Here is a 16,725-nt window from a genome sequence, read left to right as displayed (position 1 = left end):
AAAGGAGGAAACATTATGGCAAGCCCAATTACTGAAATTCAAAAAGAAACGAAAACAGAGGAACAGCTGAAAGCTGAAAAACTGGAAGAACTGAAGACGCTTCTCGCAGAAAATGAAGAAGCCGTCGCGAAAACGATGTCCATCATGGCAGAGCTGAATGGCTTGGGCATTTTTGATGCCGCCGGCTATATGCTCCAGGCAAAAGAGGAGATTGCCAAAATCGCACTCGGACAGATTTCCCGGGAACCTGTCACCAATCTCCTGAATACGATGATGGCCGCGGGAGGCGCGCTGTCAAAAGCTGATCCCGAATTTATGGGCAGACTTTTAGAAAGCGCCATGGCCGGGACGGATCAGGCGCAAAGATTTTTAAAAGAGGACAGGAAAGTCAGTATGTTTGAACTGATGAAAGCCGTCGGTGATCCTGATATTAACCGGGCGCTCGGCTTCGGGCTGCAGTTTTTAAAAGGAATGGGAAAAGAATTACGCGAAACCCCGTCTGAATAAGAAACGAAAAAGCCATTGTCAAAAGACAATGGCTTTTTTTTATTCATCGGCCTCTTCCAGCCTCTTTTTATAAATAAGTGAACGGTCAACGCAGAAATAAGCGCCCGCTAAAAATACACAATCCGTTACAAACATCAGCATTTTCTGGCCAGCGGTCAGCCCTTGTCCGGGAAGAACCGCGCCGATATAAATGAAGGTGCTGACTGCAAGCAGAATAAATGCGTAATGCTTAAAATCTTCTATTAATGATTTCAGTCTTTTCTTCTCCATATAAGGTCACCTGCCAGTTTTATAGTCTACCAACATTATAATACAAGCTGACAGCCGACAGAGAATGTAAATCTATCCATTCTTTATAAAAGTGAATCAAGCGCCTGTTTCACATCCGCCGTTAAATCCTCAGTATCCTCAATACCGACCGAGATCCGCACGAGCCCGTCGGTAATGCCAAGCGCAAGCCGGCGGTCGCGCGGGATCGATGCGTGCGTCATTCTGGACGGCACGGAGATTAAGCTTTCAACCGCTCCTAAACTTTCCGCGATCGTAAACAGGTTCAATTTTTCTAAAAACGCGTCGACGCGTTCGCTGCTGCCGACATCAAAGGAAATCATTCCGCCGAAACCGGAGCTTTGTGCTTTTGTCAGCTCATGGCCCGGGTGTTTCGCTGATCCGGGATAGTAGAGCGTCTGAACGGCATCATGCGCTTCAAGCAGCTCGGCGATTTTTCCGGCGCTGTGATTGATGGCATCCATTCTGAGTCCCAGCGTTTTAATGCCTCTCATCAAAAGCCATGAATCCTGCGGTCCTAAAACGCCGCCCGTTGAGTTTTGCACATAATGAAGCTTTTCGCCCAGTTCTTTATCAGCCGTGACGACTAAGCCGCCGACGACATCGCTGTGGCCGCCGAGATATTTTGTCGCGCTGTGAAGCACGATGTCCGCGCCGAAGCTGAGCGGCTGCTGGAAATACGGCGTGTAAAACGTATTATCGACGATAAGCAATACACCCGCTTCTTTTGCGATGTCAGACATCAGTTTGAGGTCAGTCACTTTCAATAGCGGGTTTGTCGGTGTTTCGATATAAATGGCTTTCGTATTCGGGCGAATGGCCTTTTTGACTTTTTCTTCACTGCTCGTATCGACAAAGTCCGCTTCAATGCCGAAGCGGTTCAGCACGCCTGTCATCACCCGGTAAGTTCCGCCGTATACGTCATCCGTCAAAATAACATGATCGCCGCTTTCAAACAGCATCATGACGGCAGTAATCGCAGCCATGCCTGAGCCTAACGCATATCCCGCCGCGCCGCCTTCAAGCTCCGCAATTAAGCTTTCAAGCGCCGTCCGCGTCGGATTGGCCGTTCTTGAGTATTCATAACCCGTGTGCTCGCCCGCTTTCGGCTGCCGGTACGTGCTTACTTGATAAATCGGTACGGAAACCGCTCCTGTTTTTTCATCTCCCGTAATTCCTCCGTGCACCATCAGCGTTTTTTTCTTCATCTTACTGACCTCCTTGAAAAATGTTTTTGCTTATATATCGATCGCTGCCGTCAGGGAAAATGGTGACGATATTTGATCCGGCGGGCGCTTTTTTCGCTTCTTCAAGCGCTGCATAAAGAGCCGCCCCTGAAGAGCTTCCGATTAAGAGGCCTTCTTTCTCGGCCGCTTCTCTGACTAGCGAAAACGCCGTATCGTCTTCCACCGTGTAAATGGCGTCAAAATGGTTCTCGTCCATATAATCCGGGATAAACTCCATGCCGATGCCTTCCGTTTTATGGGCATGCGGCTCTCCGCCATTCAGGATCGAGCCTTCCGGTTCAACGATCACCGTTTTGACAGCAGGATTTTTCTCCTTTAAATAAGCTGCCGTACCGGCAAAGGTGCCGCCGGAACCCGCTCCTGCGACAAAAGCGTGGATATCCCCGCCGAGCGCGTTCCATATTTCAGGTCCGATCGTTTTGTAGTAAGTCAATGGATTTACTCGGTTTTTAAATTGCAGAACGGCATAAGAATTATTAATCTCTCTCTCCAGTTCAAGCGCTTTTCGGATGGCTCCCTGCATGCCTTCTTCTCTCGGCGTATGCACGATGTCCGCTCCGAGAGCTTTCATAATTTGCTGCTTTTCTCTGCTGAAATGCTCCGGGACGCAAAAAACGGCGCGAAGCTGATGCTTTCTGGCGCACAGAGCGAGTCCGATCCCGGTGTTTCCGGCAGTCGCCTCAATGATAACGCCGCCCGGTTTCACCTTTCCCGTGCGAAGCGCATCTTCAATGAGCATCCCGCCCAGCCTGTCTTTAATACTTCCGCCCGGATTCATCATCTCAAGCTTAGCATAAACCGCTGTTCCCTCCGGTAGATCAAAATGCTTGAGACGGAGCAGCGGTGTATTTCCGATCAGTTCTGTAATATCTGTTATCACGTTCAATATATGTCCTCCTCCTGGAAAAGCGGAGGAGAACGAGAATCCCCCGCTTAGTGAATTCGTTTGATGACATTCAGGACAAGCTCAGTTGAATGAACGGCAGCCTGTTCTAAAAATTTATCAAATGAAACGTCAGATTCTTTTCCGGCAATATCAGATAAAGCTCTGATGACAACAAAAGGCGTTTTGAACTGGTGGCACACCTGTGCGACAGCCGCAGCTTCCATTTCAACCGCGTACAAATCCGCAAATTTGGCGCGTACGTCTTCAACCCGCTTCGGATCATTCATAAAAGAATCTCCCGTTGCGATTGTGCCTTTGGCGACTTGAATGCCGTTCAGTTCAGAAACCGCTTCCTCAGTAATGCTGATAAGCTTTTCATCAGCTTTGTATGCTGCCGGAAGACCCGGCACCTGTCCGTATTCATAGTCAAACGCCGTCACATCCACGTCATGATGGCGGACATCTGTTGAGATGACGACGTCGCCTACATTCAATGTATGATGAAAACCGCCCGCTGAGCCTGTGTTAATCACATAATCAGGTTTGAAACGGTCAAGCAGAAGCGTCGTGCTGATCGCCGCGTTGACTTTCCCGATACCCGATTTCAGCAAGATGACTTCAACGCCTTCATAGCTGCCAGTTGTAAACTCACAGTGAGCGATCATCTCTTGTTTTGCGTCTTTCAGTTTGCTTCTTAAAATCGTAACTTCCTCTTCCATTGCTCCGATGACTGCCAGTTTCATTTATACACAATCCCTTCGATTTACCGTTTAATCGCCTCCATTATCCAGACAAAGTCATTTTGCTGCGTAAACCGCGCGGCAAATCCCTCTTCTGAAAAGATGTTTTTCATTGTCCCGAGTGTCGGATAATGTTCCGTCTTTAAATCATCCGCTAATTGATGATAGCCGTTTCGGATTGCTTTTTTAATGGCTTCATCATAAGCTTCATGATCTTTAAAGACGGTATCGGCAAACACTATTTTATCATGCTTCTGAAGGATTGCGCCATACTGCTTTACAGCCGTTCGCTTTTCTTCATCGGTTAAATGATGAAAGGCGTACGAGCTGACGATGGTATCTATTTGAAAAGGCGGAGCGGGAAACTCCAGAAAATCTCCGTCACTGAATACGGCTTTGTCAGAAAGCTTGTCAGCCGCCAGTTTTCTCATTGACGGAGACGGTTCTACACCAAACACCTTTTTGTTCGCAGCGGCTAATTTCGCCGTTAAATTCCCCGTTCCCGGTCCGAACTCTAAAACGTTTGAACCTGAAAGTGCGACAATGCTGTCAAGAATGTTGTCATATCCTTTAAAAACAGCGGCATATTGTTTGTCAGCCCCGTGCACTGTGGCATCATAAGTCGCTGCCCAATCTTCAAATAAAGGAATAAATTCACGGCCCATATTTTTCACTCTCCATAATTTATAATTCCTATGAGTATAGTATGGATTAATCGTGGAACAGTTCCTATCCTATCACAAAAAAGAATGGAAGGGTACTAAAATACTTTGGGATTATTGCGCAATTACGGCAGAAAGGCTTATACTTTCATTGACTCAGAAGAAAAATCAGGAGGATCTGTACTGATGAATTTTCAATTGGATTTAATCAAAGATAAAGTAGAATTTTTCGAAGCGGCATCTTTGCAGGAGCTTGAAAAGAAAATAAACGTTCAGATTGAAAACAACCAGGCGATTATGCTTCGCGTCCGTTCCGTATCCCATCAGGTGACGGCCGTTGACGGCAGAATCCTTTACAGCGCGTCGGTGCATTTTTCAGCTGACGTATGACAGAAAAAAGCAGCTGAATAATCAGCTGCTTTTTTGCGGTTATTTTAAGGTTTCTACTTTTGTCGGCTTCCAGCCTTTTTTGTCTTTCCAAGTGATGGTGACCTGATACTTTTTGCCGTTCGTTTTGTCTAAAACTTTCCCCTTCGCATCTTGCGGGCTTCCATTGTTTCCGAGCCACAGCACTGTCATATGATCTTTTGACACGCCTGTTGCGTAAGAGATGGCGTCAAGCATTTCGGACCAGTCTTCAGAGCTTGAGTCATACGTCGCCGTATGTTCTCCCGTCTGCTTTGTGCCGACCGCTTTCCATTTTGGGTTAACAATTGTTTTCTCGACATCGCTTGATGAGCCGCCCTCTGTTATTTTTGCGCCTTTAAAAGGATCGCTTGAATCAGAGTCTTTTTTGCTGCTGTCATCACTTTTCGATGAATCATCTTCTTTTTTGCTGTCAGAGTCTGAAGATGAATCAGATGTGTCCTTATCCTGTTTATCTTTTTTGTCATCGTCTGATGCCGTATCTTTTTTGCTGTCTTTTATGTCTTCATCGGATGTCTGCTTCGTCTTGCCTGATGCAGGTGTTTCCTGCTTCTGGCTCGTGTCCGCTTTTTCGCTCACGTCGCTCGACGGACTGTTAATGAAGAGGCTGACGGCAACGACGACAATAAGAATAGATACGATAGCAATTAAAATGTTAAGCACCATATTTGCTTTTCTGCGCTTATCACGGTTTTCAAAACGAGATTGTTTATTGCTCAATCATTCTGCACTCCTTTATCCCTCTTGCTCAGCATATATTTTAACATGGGCTGAGCGGTTGTTCTATGTCTGATTTATTTCATTTTCATGTACCTTTTTAACAATATCATAAAACACTGTATTTGTCAGAGCCTTATCCCCCGGCGTGTCCATGTGCAGCACCACGAGAGCGTATTTCGGCTTGTCCGCGGGAAAGTATCCCGCAAACCATTTGTGGTAAAGCGTCTGTTTTTCTTTTGTGAACATTCCCGTCTGGGCCGTTCCCGATTTGCCTGCTATCTCATACGGCAGGTCCTGAAACCTTCGGCCGGTTCCTTTCGGTGAGGTGACGACTTCTCTGAGAATTTTTTGAAGCTGCTGCGCCGTATATTTGTCGATGTTTTCCCCTTTTAACGGCTGATCTTTGAATGACGCCATTGTCGTTTTGTTTTTGTATTCAATTTTGTCCGCGATTTTGACTTGTTTTTTTTCACCGCCGCGCGCGATCGCCGCCATCATATTGGCGACTTCAAGAGGCGTGACTTTCACGTTTTTTTGCCCGATCGCCGTCTGTGCGACGGCTTTTTTTACGGTTTTGTCTTTGTCATCTCCCCAAATGACCCCGCTTTTTTCATTATACAGCTGCCTGAATCCGTCTTCCCGGTACAGCTTGCCTTCCCACCCCGCCCGCTGGGTGAGACCGAGTTTTTCCGCCATGTTTTCAATAACGGAATCATCTTTTTTGATCAATTTTTCCGCAAGGCTTGTAAACGTATAATTGCAGCTTTGGGCAAAGCTTTCTCCAAAACTGAGCGTGCCTTTGTCATCCCCCGGCTCTCCGTACAGGTTGAGATTGCAGTTAAAGGATGTGCCCGGCTTCACTTCGTTTTGTTCTATTGCGGCTGCGGCGATCACCGTTTTAAACACTGATCCCGGATAAATCGGCGTCAGCATGTAATTTTGCAGTGTCTGCTGCTTTGACATGTCGGCGTCAGGCTTTGATACCATTCCGAGCACACTGCTTTTTTCAATGTCTAAAAGGACGGCTCCCCCCTTTTTTAACCCGCGGTCTTTCAATACATCTTCCATTGCTTTTTGAATATTGCGGTCGATGGAGGTTTTGACTTGCAGCGGATAAAACGCGTTTGCTTCAGCCGTATATTTGACGTCCATTCCGAATAAAGGGTTTCCCCTTCCGTCGACATGATACAAAAGTTTTGTGTCCTGATCCGCCAGTAAAAACTCATCAAACGTCCGCTCCATCCCGCTTGTCCCGATCTTTGCCGTGATCGGCAGTTCCTTCCTGCCGGGGTATTTCTTTTTCAAAAGCTCAGGGTCCTGGTTTGTCGCGCCCAACAGATGAGCGGCTATGTTTGTTTCCTTGCTGTCTTTCATATATACGCCGTAAATGCCGGGATATTTCAAAGAATTGATATTTGACACGGATTGTTTCGTCAAATGTTTTATTTTTCTGCTGTTCAGGACCACCGGTTTTTTCGCTTCCGTGAGCAGCTGCCTGAGCTCCCCCTGTTTCATTCCGAGAATGTCTGATACCCGGTCAACCGGCCAATCCTGCGTCACGAGAAAGGGAAACAGTATGACGGCAGGCTGCTTTTTTCCGGTCAGTTCTTTGCCGTTCCGATCAAGAAAAGAGCCGCGTCCGTCTGAAATAAGGACTTCTTCCGTCCGCTGCTTGACGCTTTCCTGAATCAGATTAATATTGGATTTTGAAAAAGATTCTGTGAAAAACAGCTGAATTTCAGCCAGCCTCGCAAGCAGAAAGAAAAACACGAGCAGAAAACAAATCACGGCCGCTTTCAGCCTTTTTGATACGATCATAAAAAAACACCTCATCCACATTTTGGACGAGGTGTTTCATTGTTAAACGGATCTTATGAAATTTTCACAATTTTCACGAGCATTTCTCCGCCCGGCGTCTGAACTGTCACTTCTTCGTCCACTTTTCTGCCAAGCAGGCTTTTGGCGATTGGCGAGTCGTTTGAAATTTTCCCTTCAAACGGATCAGCTTCAGCGCTTCCGACAATCGTGTAAGATTCTTCTTCACCGTCCGGCAATTCGATGAATGATACGGTTTTTCCCAAACCGACTACATTTGAACCGCCGTCGTCCTCGATGATTTTCGCATTGCGGATCATGTTTTCAAGCGTCGTGATGCGCCCTTCCACAAATGCCTGTTCTTCTTTTGCAGAATCATACTCAGAGTTCTCTGACAGATCTCCGAAGCTTCTTGCGATTTTAATGCGTTCTACTACTTCTTTACGTTTAACCGTTTTCAATTGCTCTAATTCTTGTTCTAGTTTTTGTTTTCCTTCGTGAGTCATCGGAAAAACTTTTTCTTGTGCCATGTTCCTTCACTCCTTGGTGGTTGTCCCTCAACAATAACGTGTGATTATGTATGAGAGCATAAACGAAAAAATCAAGAATGAGAACACAGGGCAGTCCTCGTTCTTCTCTCCCATATAGGTACTGTTTATCTTAAACTGAATGTGTGTTTTCTGCAAATGTTTCGGTTTATAAACAGGGAAAGAAGGGAACTGTCTCATTCCCTTCCAGCCTATACATAATATGGTCTGAGTTATTTATGTCTATGCTATGGTATTACAAAATTGCATTTTGTTCAAGGATCGTTTGAATCTTCGTGACCATCAGATCAATCGCGACGTGGTTTTGCCCGCCTTCCGGAATAATGATGTCCGCGTAGCGTTTCGTCGGTTCAACAAACTGATTGTGCATCGGTCTGACGACGGACACATACTGCTCAATGACAGAATCGATTGAACGGCCTCTTTCGTTAATATCTCTCATAATCCGTCTGATGATACGGAGATCCGCGTCCGTGTCGACATAAAGTTTCATATCCATGAGGTCGCGAAGTCTTTTATCTTCGAGAACGAGAATGCCTTCCAGAATAATGACATCCTTCGGCTCAACCGGAATGGTTTCCTCAGAACGCGTATGCAGTTTATAATCATAAATCGGCTTTTCTATCGGCCGGTAATTCAAAAGCTCTTGAATATGCTCGATTAAATAGTCATTATCAAATGCGAGCGGGTGATCATAGTTTGTGTTCAGCCTTTCTTCAAACGGAAGATGGCTTTGGTCTTTATAATAAAGGTCTTGCTGGATCATTAAAATCGAGTGTCCTTTAAACTGTTCATAGATGGAACGGGTGACGCTTGTTTTTCCTGATCCGGAACCTCCTGCGATGCCTATAACTACAGGACTCTTACCCATTGGTGATTACTTCCCCTTTCTCATCATGTTGCTCGGATAAATCTTTTTGTCTACTTTAAATGTAACGATTTGCAGGGGATGGCGGGCAGCATCAAGCTCGTTTCCGTCTTCGTCCCAAATAGTGCCGATTGTGAATGTGAAATTGTCGATTTCAGGACCGAAAAATTCCACTTCGTCACCTTGTTTAAAGAAATTGCGCTGCTGGAGCGTCACCATTTGAGTTTCCTCGTTATACGCGAGCACGAGACCGGCAAAATCAAATGTTGTTTTCTTTCCGTGTTCGCCGAACATCTGCTCTTCATACCCGGGCGTGCCTTCAAAGAAAGCAGGCGCGGTATCCCGGTTTGCACATTTGTCCAGCTCATCCAGCCATTCTTTTTGAATGACAAAGTTTTCAGGATCAGCGCAGTATGCGTCGATGACTTTGCGATACACGCTGACAACCGTCGCAACGTAATGAATCGATTTCATCCGGCCTTCAATTTTCAGGCTGTCGATGCCCATCTCGATCATTTGCGGAATGGATTCAATTAATTTTAAATCTTTCGGGCTCATCGCAAACGGAGCGTCTTCTTCGTCATAGAGCGCGACCGCGTTTGCACCGTCTGTCTGATACAGGTCATAATCCCAGCGGCAGGACTGACAGCAGCCGCCGCGGTTGGAATCCCGGGCCGTCATGTGATTGCTCAGCACGCATCGGCCTGAATAAGCGATACACATGGCGCCGTGGATAAAGGTTTCAATTTCAATATCCACCTTTTCCTTCATTTCTTTAATTTCCAGTCCGCTCGTTTCACGGGCAAGCACCACGCGGTCAAGCCCTTCTTCTTTCCAGAACTGCACCGCTTTCCAGTTGGAAAGGGACTGCTGTGTGCTGAGGTGAATTTCTACGTCCGGGGCCACTCTCCGGCATGTTTCAATAATCAGCGGATCAGCGACGATAATTCCGGCAACTTTTGCGTCTCCCAACGCTTTTAAGTATTCTTCCAGACCGTCCATATTTTCATTATGGGCGAAAATGTTTGTTGTCACATATATTTTTGCCCCGTATTTTTTGGCAAATTCTACGCCCTCTGCAATTTCTTCTATTGAGAAGTTATCCGCATTTGAGCGGAGTCCGTATTCCTGTCCTCCGATAAAAACCGCGTCCGCTCCGTAATGAACGGCAATTTTTAATTTTTCAAGGTTTCCTGCCGGAGCAAGGAGTTCAGGTTTTTTCGTAATGACGCGTTTTCCGTTTACGACTTTGGAAATGGTTTGATTTACGGCTGTCATCCGTTGCACCCTCCTTTTTAATAGACCGTTTCTTTAAAGAAGAATCCTGTGTCGATGCTTCTGTTCACAGGCTGAATGCTTTCAATCCGCTCTATCCAGCTCTCTTTTTTCTCTTCGTATGTCTCTCGGCTTTCGAAGCACAAATCGATTGCTTCTCTGTACATGCGGGTCACTTCAGTTAAGTATTCAGGAGACTTCAAAACTCCGTCGATTTTGAAAGAATCGATGCCGGCGTCCATCAGGTCCTCTAATTCATCAATCATGCACACATCGTTCGGGCTCATGATGTGCGTGCCGTTTTCATCTTCAAAAATCGGGTATTTATTGCCCCGTTCCTTGTCATGCAGAAACATCCCCGCTTCTTTTTTCTTCTGTTCGATGTCCATGACTTTACCTTGGTATTCGAAGTAATGGCCCACTAAAGAACGCTTCGATTGGAACATGCACGTCATGCCGTGGATTTGAATTTCAATTTCCACTTCGGCGTTTTCTTTTATGTCAATGATGCTGTCCATATTTAATTCCTTAGCCAGCACTGCCCGCCGTGCGCCTTTGCGTCCCCAGTAATTGCAGGAATAGTAGTTGGTTCCCGTTGTTTCCGTGCTCCAATGCAGTTTAAGCTCGGGAGCCGCTTCACGCGCCGCCATTAAAACGGCCGGGTCACCGAAAACAGCCGCATCAACGCCGGCCTCCTGCAAAAAGGCAAGATAGCCGTTCAGCTCGTCCACTTTTTCGTTGTGAAAAATAGCATTGACGGCGGCGTACACTTTCGCGCCTTCCTGATGAGCTGTCTTTACGGCTTCTTTTATATCTTCTCTTGAAAATTCACCGGCCAGTCTCAGGCCGTATCTCTGTTCTCCGACCAACAGGGCCGTTGCGCCCGCTTGAATGAGCGGAAGAATATCCTGTACAGAAGTCGGAGTCACCAAAAGTTCAGGTTTTTTCATGATCCTTCACCTCTTCTTTTTACTGATGGCGATGCCGTCTCCGACCGGCAGTATGACCGTTTGATAGTCAGGCCGGTCCATCAGCCATTGGTTATATTGATCAATTTTTTCAACAAGCTTCCGTCTTCTTTTCGGCTCAATGTCCGAGTGATTTTGTGCCACCAGCCCTTTAAACAGAACATTGTCCGTAAAAATGACTCCATCCGGCGCAAGCATCGGTTCATAGAGCTCAAAAAAGTTCGTGTACTGGCCTTTGGCCGCGTCGATAAAAATGGCATCATAAGGAGCCGTGACACGGACAGACTCAGAAAGATCCAGCGCATCCCCGTGCATTACGTGAATCCGGTTTTCCATTTCAAAGTCTTTTATATTGTTCACAGCTTCTTCATAGCGTTTGTCGTCCCGTTCAATCGTGTAAATATTCGCATCCGGAAGCTCAAGCGCCATCCGTATGGCGGAATATCCGATTGCCGCGCCGATTTCCAAAATGTTTTTCGCCTGTTGAATCGACAGCATTTGAAGCAGCACTTCAATGCCCGCTTCTTCCATAATCGGAACATGGTGCTCTTTTGCATAGGCTTCAAGCTTTTTCACTTTATCAGGCCGAGGCTTCAGCATCGCGTTTATATACTCGTTTATTTGTTCATACCGATCATTCACGGCAAACAGCCTCCGTTCTAAAAAGGAGTGCCCCTGACGAATCCGCGGGGACACTCTCTTAAGACACTTCTTTATCCATAAGTAAACAACCCGATATATTTTATCATAAAACCTTTCAGAATGGAATAAAAGGAGAGCTTTTGCCCTCCTTTTATTCGCTGTCTTTTTTGGAAATATACTTTTCCTTCGCTTTATTATGGTCTTTTAATGTTTTGGTGAAAACGACCTCGCCGTTTGATTTTGCAAGGAAATAGAGATAATCCGTTTTGTCAGGGCGGAGAGCCGCTTCCCATGATGAATCACCGGCATTTGCAATCGGTCCCGGCGGCAGCCCCTTATGTTTATACGTATTAAACGGAGAATCAATTTTCAGGTCTTTGTAGTAGACCCGGCTTTTATGCTTACCGGCCGCATATAATACCGTCGGGTCAGTCTGCAGCGGCATTTTTTCTTCGAGCCTGTTGTAAAAAACGCTGGCGATTTTGTGACGGTCGGCTTTGGCGGTGGCTTCTTCTTCAATTAGCGATGCCATTGTCAGCGCGTTATGGACGGAAAGTTTCTTTTTTTCCAGTTCAGATTTATACGTTTCGATACGGGTGTTTGTTTCCTGAACCATTGCCGTCAAAATCGTGTCAAGCGATGCATCCGGATCATTAAACGGATATGTGGCCGGATACAGATAGCCTTCGAGCGGATGCTTGAGCTTCTTGTTTGAAAGTGCGTCCGTTATCGTATCAGGAAACTGTTTTTTCAATTTGCCGATGAAAGTTTTGTCATCCAGTTTCGCCATGATCTCTTCTTTTGAATATGATGTTTCTTTTGCGATCGCCTCCGCAATCTGCGTAAGCTGTTTTCCTTCAGGAACGGAGATCTGAAAGGCATATCCCGTTGATCCCGCGGTCAGTTTTTTGATAATCGCATCCGCATCCATTCCTTTATTCAGGTGGTAAAATCCCGCCTGAAACCCGGAAGCGCCTTTATACTTCACATACAGCTGAAATGCTTTTTTGCTTTTGATGACATGCTGATCCTCAAGAATTTCAGCGATTGCCGAAACGGAAGAACCGCTCGGAATATTAATATTGACTGCCGTTTTGCTGCCTTTGTCAACCGGGGACAGCAGAGATTTTCCATAGAAAAAAGCACCGCAAATGATGATAAGCAGAGCGATCACGGAGGACAGTATTATCGTCGTTTTTTTGTTTTTACGCGGAAATGAATGTTTAGTCTGATTGATATTCATACAAGTATTTTCCTCCCAACAGCTCTTATACTACATGATTCATGTGCATTCGGCAATTTATTACAAAAAAAAGCCGAAGCGCATATGCGCTCCGGCTTTTCCCGTTCATTTTATTCTTCGTCTTCTTCCGCTAAAAACGTGTTCAGCGTTTCTTCGATCATTTCCCACTCTTCATCAGTTTCAATCGGCATCAGTTCGCCGTCTTCACCGTTTTCGTTCGGTTCGAAGCTTGAAGCGTGAATTTCGATTTCATCATCGTCTTGAGCATCAATCGGATAATAAAGTACGTAAGATTTGTTGAATGTGTCGTTTTCAAATGTGAACAGCACTTCGCAAAGCTGTTCGTTGCCTTGATCATCGACAATTGTAATGTGTTTTTCGCCGTGTTCCATTTTTTTCACCTCTTAGTTTAAACTGTCCAGATATCCTTGAAGGATCATGACAGCCGCCATTTTATCAATGACTTTTTTTCGTTTTTGCCTGCTGACGTCAGCCGCGATCAGCATTTTTTCAGCCGCCATCGTCGTCAGACGCTCGTCCCACAGCACAACAGGGACATTGTACGCTGTTTCAAGCAGTTTCGCAAATGTTTGGCTGGCTTCGCCTCTCGGACCGATCGTCCCGTTCATGTTTTTCGGAAAACCGAGCACGATCTTCTCTACATTATAGTCTTTCATCAGCTCGGATAAACGGTCCAGACCGTAATCTCCTTCAGCCTCGTTTATTTTTATCGTCTCAATGCCTTGAGCGGTCCAGCCCATTTCATCGCTTAAAGCTACGCCGAGTGTTTTCGTTCCAAGATCAAGTCCCAATATTCTCATGAATGTATTTACGCCTCTTTATGCTGTTCTAGATAGGATTTTACCAATTCCTCGATTAATTCGTCACGTTCCAGTTTGCGAATTAAGTTCCGGGCGTCGCGATGCCTAGGAATGTATGCAGGATCTCCAGACAGCAAGTATCCGACAATCTGGTTGATAGGATTGTACCCCTTTTCCTGAAGCGCATCATATACCGTATTCAGCACTTCTTCGACGTTTGTTTCAGCAGAATCATCGGAGAAATTAAATTTCATCGTTTTATCAAACGAGCTCACCGTTTTGCACCTCTTTCCCAAATTCGCAGGCAAAGTTCAGCCTGAGGTCCTCATCTTATCATCATTCTACACTACTTGAAAGGATTATAAAACGGATTTTATCCAATCTTCCGCAGATGCCAGCGCCTCTTCCAATTTTTCAGGCTGCTTTCCGCCGGCCTGCGCCATGTCCGGACGGCCTCCGCCTCCGCCTCCGCAGACTTCAGCCGCTTGTTTGACCATTTTGCCGGCATGAAGGCCTTTTTCGATCAGGTCTTTCGTCACGCCTGCTGAAAGGTTGACTTTCTCATTTTGCACGGCGCCGAGAATGATGACCGCAGAACCGAGCTTCGCTTTCAGATCATCCACCATAGTGCGAAGGTGGTTCATGTCTTTCGCATTTACTTTTTCAGCCAGCACTTTTACGCCGCCGATGTCTTTTACTTTAGACAGAATGGCTCCGGCTTCCACATTGCCGAGTTTGCTGAGCAATGATTCATTTTCTCTTTGCGCTTCCTTCAGCTCCGCTTGAAGAGACTGAATTCGCTTCGGTACGTCTTTTACGTTTGATTTCAGCTCGTCCGCAGCGTGCTGCAGAAGGCTGAGCTGGCTGTTCATTTCCTGATAAGCGCCTTTTCCTGTTACGGCTTCAATTCTTCGCGTACCTGCGCCGATCCCTGATTCGGATACGATTTTAAACAGGCCGATTTCAGCCGTATTCGTGACATGGCATCCGCCGCAAAGCTCAAGGCTGTAATCTCCGACTTGTACGACGCGGACGATATCGCCGTATTTCTCGCCGAACAGGGCCATCGCCCCCATTTCTTTTGCTTCATTGATCGGTTTCAAATCAATCGCTACCGGAATGCTCTCCCAGATTTTTTCGTTGACGATTCCTTCAATGCGTTCAAGTTCTTCTTTCGTCACTTGACCGAAATGAGAGAAGTCAAAACGTAGACGGTTTTCGGTAACGAGTGAACCCGCTTGGTTGACATGTGTGCCGAGAACGTCTTTCAGCGCCTGGTGCAGGAGGTGGGTTGCCGTATGGTTTTTCACCACGCCGCTTCTCATTTGATCTTCAACTTCAGCCGTCACGCTTGCGCCTTTTTGAATCGTGCCGCTAGCCACCGTGCCTTCGTGTACATGCTGACCGTTCGGAGCTTTTTTCACGTCTTTAATGGTTACGACAGCCTGCTCGCTTCTCAGCACTCCTCTGTCACCGATCTGTCCGCCGCTTTCAGCATAGAAAGGCGTTTTGTCAAGAAGGATTTGGACGGTATCCCCTTCATGCGCCTCGCTGATTAATTGCCCGTCATGAAGAAGCTCGATCACCTTCGCTTCAGCTTTTACGGCACTGTAGCCGACAAATGTGCTTTCTGCGGTAATGTCGCGCAATGCGCCGCCCTGAACCTGCATGCTTCCTACATCTTGGCGCGCATTTCTCGCCCGTTCACGCTGTTTTTCCATTTCGGCTTCAAAGCCTTTATGGTCAACCGTCATTTGCTCATCTTCCGCGTATTCCTCCGTCAATTCAACCGGGAATCCGTACGTATCGTACAGTTTGAATACGTCTTTTCCGGAGATGATGCCGCTGCCTTTTTCCTTCTCTTTCTTTATCACGTCGGATAAAATGGCCAGACCTTCGTTTAATGTTTCGTGGAAGCGCTCTTCCTCCGTTTTGATGACTTTGGCGATAAACTCTTGCTTTTCTTTCACCTCCGGATAGAAAGCGTCCATAATTCCTGCAACAGTCGGTACTAGTTCGTACATAAACGGACGGCTGATACCGATGGTTTTCGCGTATCGCACTGCCCGGCGCAAGAGGCGTCTCAGTACATACCCGCGCCCTTCATTTGACGGCAGAGCTCCGTCGCTTACCGCAAATGCGACCGTTCTGATATGATCGGCGATCACTTTAAAGGCCGTATCCTTCACTGCATCCTTTCCGTAAGCATCTCCGGAAATGCGCTCTGTTGCTTCAATAATCGGCATAAACAAATCAGTGTCAAAGTTTGTCGGGACATCCTGAATCACGGAGACCATCCGTTCAAGCCCCATGCCCGTATCAATGTTTTTCTTCGGAAGCGGTGTGTACGTGCCGTCCGGGTTGTGGTTGAACTCTGAGAATACCAGGTTCCATACTTCAAGATAGCGATCATTTTCGCCGCCCGGATACAATTCAGAATCTGACGGGTCATTGCCGTATTTCTCGCCGCGGTCATAGAAAATTTCCGTATTCGGTCCGCTCGGGCCTTCGCCGATATCCCAGAAGTTCCCTTCCAGACGGATGATTCTTTCTTCCGGAACGCCGATTTTTTCCGCCCATAGCGTATAAGCTTCTTCATCCTCAGGGTGAACCGTTACAGACAGCAGCTCCGGATCAAAGCCGATCCACTTTTCGCTCGTTAAAAACTCCCATGCCCACGTGATCGCTTCTTCTTTAAAATAATCACCGATGGAAAAGTTTCCGAGCATCTCAAAGAACGTGTGGTGGCGCGCCGTTTTCCCCACATTTTCAATATCATTTGTTCGGATTGATTTTTGCGCGTTTACAATTCTCGGATTCTCCGGCACAACGCGGCCGTCAAAGTATTTTTTCAGCGTCGCAACGCCGCTGTTGATCCATAATAAAGACGGATCTTCATGCGGAACCAATGAGGCGCTCGGTTCAATGGCATGGCCTTTTTCTTTAAAGAAATCTAAAAACATTTGACGCACTTCAGCAGAAGTTAAGTGTTTCATCTATATTCCTCCTTATCACTACCCGAAATTCTCTTTTGCGACAGCAAAAAAGCTCTCTCCCTATGCAAACCAT

19 protein-coding genes are annotated in these 16,725 nt (G+C 46.4%); 2 read left to right on the top strand and 17 right to left on the bottom strand.

Annotated elements, in window-relative coordinates; genetic code table 11:
* The first annotated feature begins 15 nt into the window (after nucleotides 1–15).
* Nucleotides 16–507, top strand: coding sequence for a helical membrane plugin domain-containing protein (locus SB24_RS16530; RefSeq protein WP_003152780.1), 492 nt, complete (start codon nucleotides 16–18; stop codon nucleotides 505–507).
* A gap of 39 nt (nucleotides 508–546) precedes the next feature.
* Here SB24_RS16530 and SB24_RS16525 read toward each other — a convergent pair whose 3' ends face one another.
* From SB24_RS16525 to SB24_RS16505, 5 genes are all read right to left on the bottom strand, one after another.
* Nucleotides 547–777 (bottom strand): YrhC family protein, encoded by a 231-nt coding sequence (locus SB24_RS16525; protein WP_012118061.1) that lies wholly within the window; start codon nucleotides 775–777, stop codon nucleotides 547–549.
* Between the two features lie 83 nt (nucleotides 778–860).
* Nucleotides 861–2,003 (bottom strand): bifunctional cystathionine gamma-lyase/homocysteine desulfhydrase, encoded by a 1,143-nt coding sequence (locus SB24_RS16520; protein WP_033574165.1) that lies wholly within the window; start codon nucleotides 2,001–2,003, stop codon nucleotides 861–863.
* A gap of 1 nt (nucleotide 2,004) precedes the next feature.
* Nucleotides 2,005–2,928: an O-acetylserine dependent cystathionine beta-synthase gene (locus SB24_RS16515; RefSeq protein WP_007408220.1), complete on the bottom strand. Its 924-nt coding sequence runs from the start codon at nucleotides 2,926–2,928 to the stop codon at nucleotides 2,005–2,007.
* Between the two features lie 47 nt (nucleotides 2,929–2,975).
* Nucleotides 2,976–3,671 carry a 5'-methylthioadenosine/S-adenosylhomocysteine nucleosidase gene (mtnN, locus tag SB24_RS16510; protein ID WP_003152774.1) on the bottom strand — a complete coding sequence of 232 codons (696 nt, stop codon included), beginning with the start codon at nucleotides 3,669–3,671 and terminating at the stop codon, nucleotides 2,976–2,978.
* Nucleotides 3,672–3,691: 20 nt separating this feature from the next.
* On the bottom strand, nucleotides 3,692–4,333 hold the full coding sequence (locus SB24_RS16505; protein WP_012118064.1) for a class I SAM-dependent methyltransferase: 642 nt from the start codon (nucleotides 4,331–4,333) through the stop codon (nucleotides 3,692–3,694).
* Between the two features lie 183 nt (nucleotides 4,334–4,516).
* On the opposite strand from SB24_RS16505, the gene SB24_RS16500 reads away from it, so the two are divergent.
* Nucleotides 4,517–4,720 (top strand): YrzA family protein, encoded by a 204-nt coding sequence (locus SB24_RS16500; RefSeq protein ID WP_003152771.1) that lies wholly within the window; start codon nucleotides 4,517–4,519, stop codon nucleotides 4,718–4,720.
* A gap of 39 nt (nucleotides 4,721–4,759) precedes the next feature.
* On the opposite strand, the gene SB24_RS16495 is transcribed toward SB24_RS16500, so the two are convergent.
* The 12 genes from SB24_RS16495 to alaS all read right to left on the bottom strand — a co-directional run bounded on the left by SB24_RS16495 (nucleotide 4,760) and on the right by alaS (nucleotide 16,652).
* A complete protein-coding gene (locus tag SB24_RS16495) occupies nucleotides 4,760–5,476 on the bottom strand; it encodes a YrrS family protein (protein WP_015240279.1) in 717 nt (238 codons plus the stop codon).
* A 63-nt stretch (nucleotides 5,477–5,539) separates the two neighbouring features.
* On the bottom strand, nucleotides 5,540–7,294 hold the full coding sequence (locus SB24_RS16490) for a peptidoglycan D,D-transpeptidase FtsI family protein (protein WP_015240280.1): 1,755 nt from the start codon (nucleotides 7,292–7,294) through the stop codon (nucleotides 5,540–5,542).
* A 53-nt stretch (nucleotides 7,295–7,347) separates the two neighbouring features.
* The gene (gene greA, locus SB24_RS16485; protein WP_003152766.1) at nucleotides 7,348–7,821 is read right to left on the bottom strand and encodes a transcription elongation factor GreA; all 474 of its coding nucleotides are present in this window, start codon (nucleotides 7,819–7,821) and stop codon (nucleotides 7,348–7,350) included.
* 253 nt (nucleotides 7,822–8,074) lie between these two features.
* Nucleotides 8,075–8,710 carry a uridine kinase gene (gene udk, locus SB24_RS16480; protein WP_003152763.1) on the bottom strand — a complete coding sequence of 212 codons (636 nt, stop codon included), beginning with the start codon at nucleotides 8,708–8,710 and terminating at the stop codon, nucleotides 8,075–8,077.
* 6 nt (nucleotides 8,711–8,716) lie between these two features.
* Complete coding sequence (locus SB24_RS16475; protein ID WP_003152759.1) at nucleotides 8,717–9,985, bottom strand: peptidase U32 family protein; 1,269 nt, start codon at nucleotides 9,983–9,985, stop codon at nucleotides 8,717–8,719.
* Nucleotides 9,986–10,002: 17 nt separating this feature from the next.
* Nucleotides 10,003–10,932 (bottom strand): peptidase U32 family protein, encoded by a 930-nt coding sequence (locus tag SB24_RS16470; RefSeq protein WP_007408214.1) that lies wholly within the window; start codon nucleotides 10,930–10,932, stop codon nucleotides 10,003–10,005.
* A 6-nt stretch (nucleotides 10,933–10,938) separates the two neighbouring features.
* Complete coding sequence (locus SB24_RS16465) at nucleotides 10,939–11,592, bottom strand: O-methyltransferase (RefSeq protein WP_007408213.1); 654 nt, start codon at nucleotides 11,590–11,592, stop codon at nucleotides 10,939–10,941.
* A gap of 151 nt (nucleotides 11,593–11,743) precedes the next feature.
* A complete protein-coding gene (mltG, locus tag SB24_RS16460; RefSeq protein WP_012118069.1) occupies nucleotides 11,744–12,835 on the bottom strand; it encodes an endolytic transglycosylase MltG in 1,092 nt (363 codons plus the stop codon).
* Between the two features lie 110 nt (nucleotides 12,836–12,945).
* On the bottom strand, nucleotides 12,946–13,227 hold the full coding sequence (locus SB24_RS16455; protein ID WP_003152751.1) for a DUF1292 domain-containing protein: 282 nt from the start codon (nucleotides 13,225–13,227) through the stop codon (nucleotides 12,946–12,948).
* Between the two features lie 12 nt (nucleotides 13,228–13,239).
* Complete coding sequence (ruvX, locus tag SB24_RS16450; protein WP_003152750.1) at nucleotides 13,240–13,656, bottom strand: Holliday junction resolvase RuvX; 417 nt, start codon at nucleotides 13,654–13,656, stop codon at nucleotides 13,240–13,242.
* 8 nt (nucleotides 13,657–13,664) lie between these two features.
* Nucleotides 13,665–13,931, bottom strand: coding sequence for an IreB family regulatory phosphoprotein (locus SB24_RS16445; RefSeq protein WP_012118070.1), 267 nt, complete (start codon nucleotides 13,929–13,931; stop codon nucleotides 13,665–13,667).
* An 84-nt stretch (nucleotides 13,932–14,015) separates the two neighbouring features.
* Nucleotides 14,016–16,652 carry an alanine--tRNA ligase gene (alaS, locus tag SB24_RS16440; RefSeq protein ID WP_039254385.1) on the bottom strand — a complete coding sequence of 879 codons (2,637 nt, stop codon included), beginning with the start codon at nucleotides 16,650–16,652 and terminating at the stop codon, nucleotides 14,016–14,018.
* Nucleotides 16,653–16,725 lie beyond the last annotated feature (73 nt).

Origin of the sequence: Bacillus sp. Pc3, assembly GCF_000815145.1 — a bacterium.
In the GTDB taxonomy this organism is placed as follows: Bacteria; Bacillota; Bacilli; order Bacillales; family Bacillaceae; genus Bacillus; species Bacillus velezensis.
Note: the sequence above shows the minus strand (reverse complement) of the source record. Positions and strands in the feature narration are given on the sequence as shown.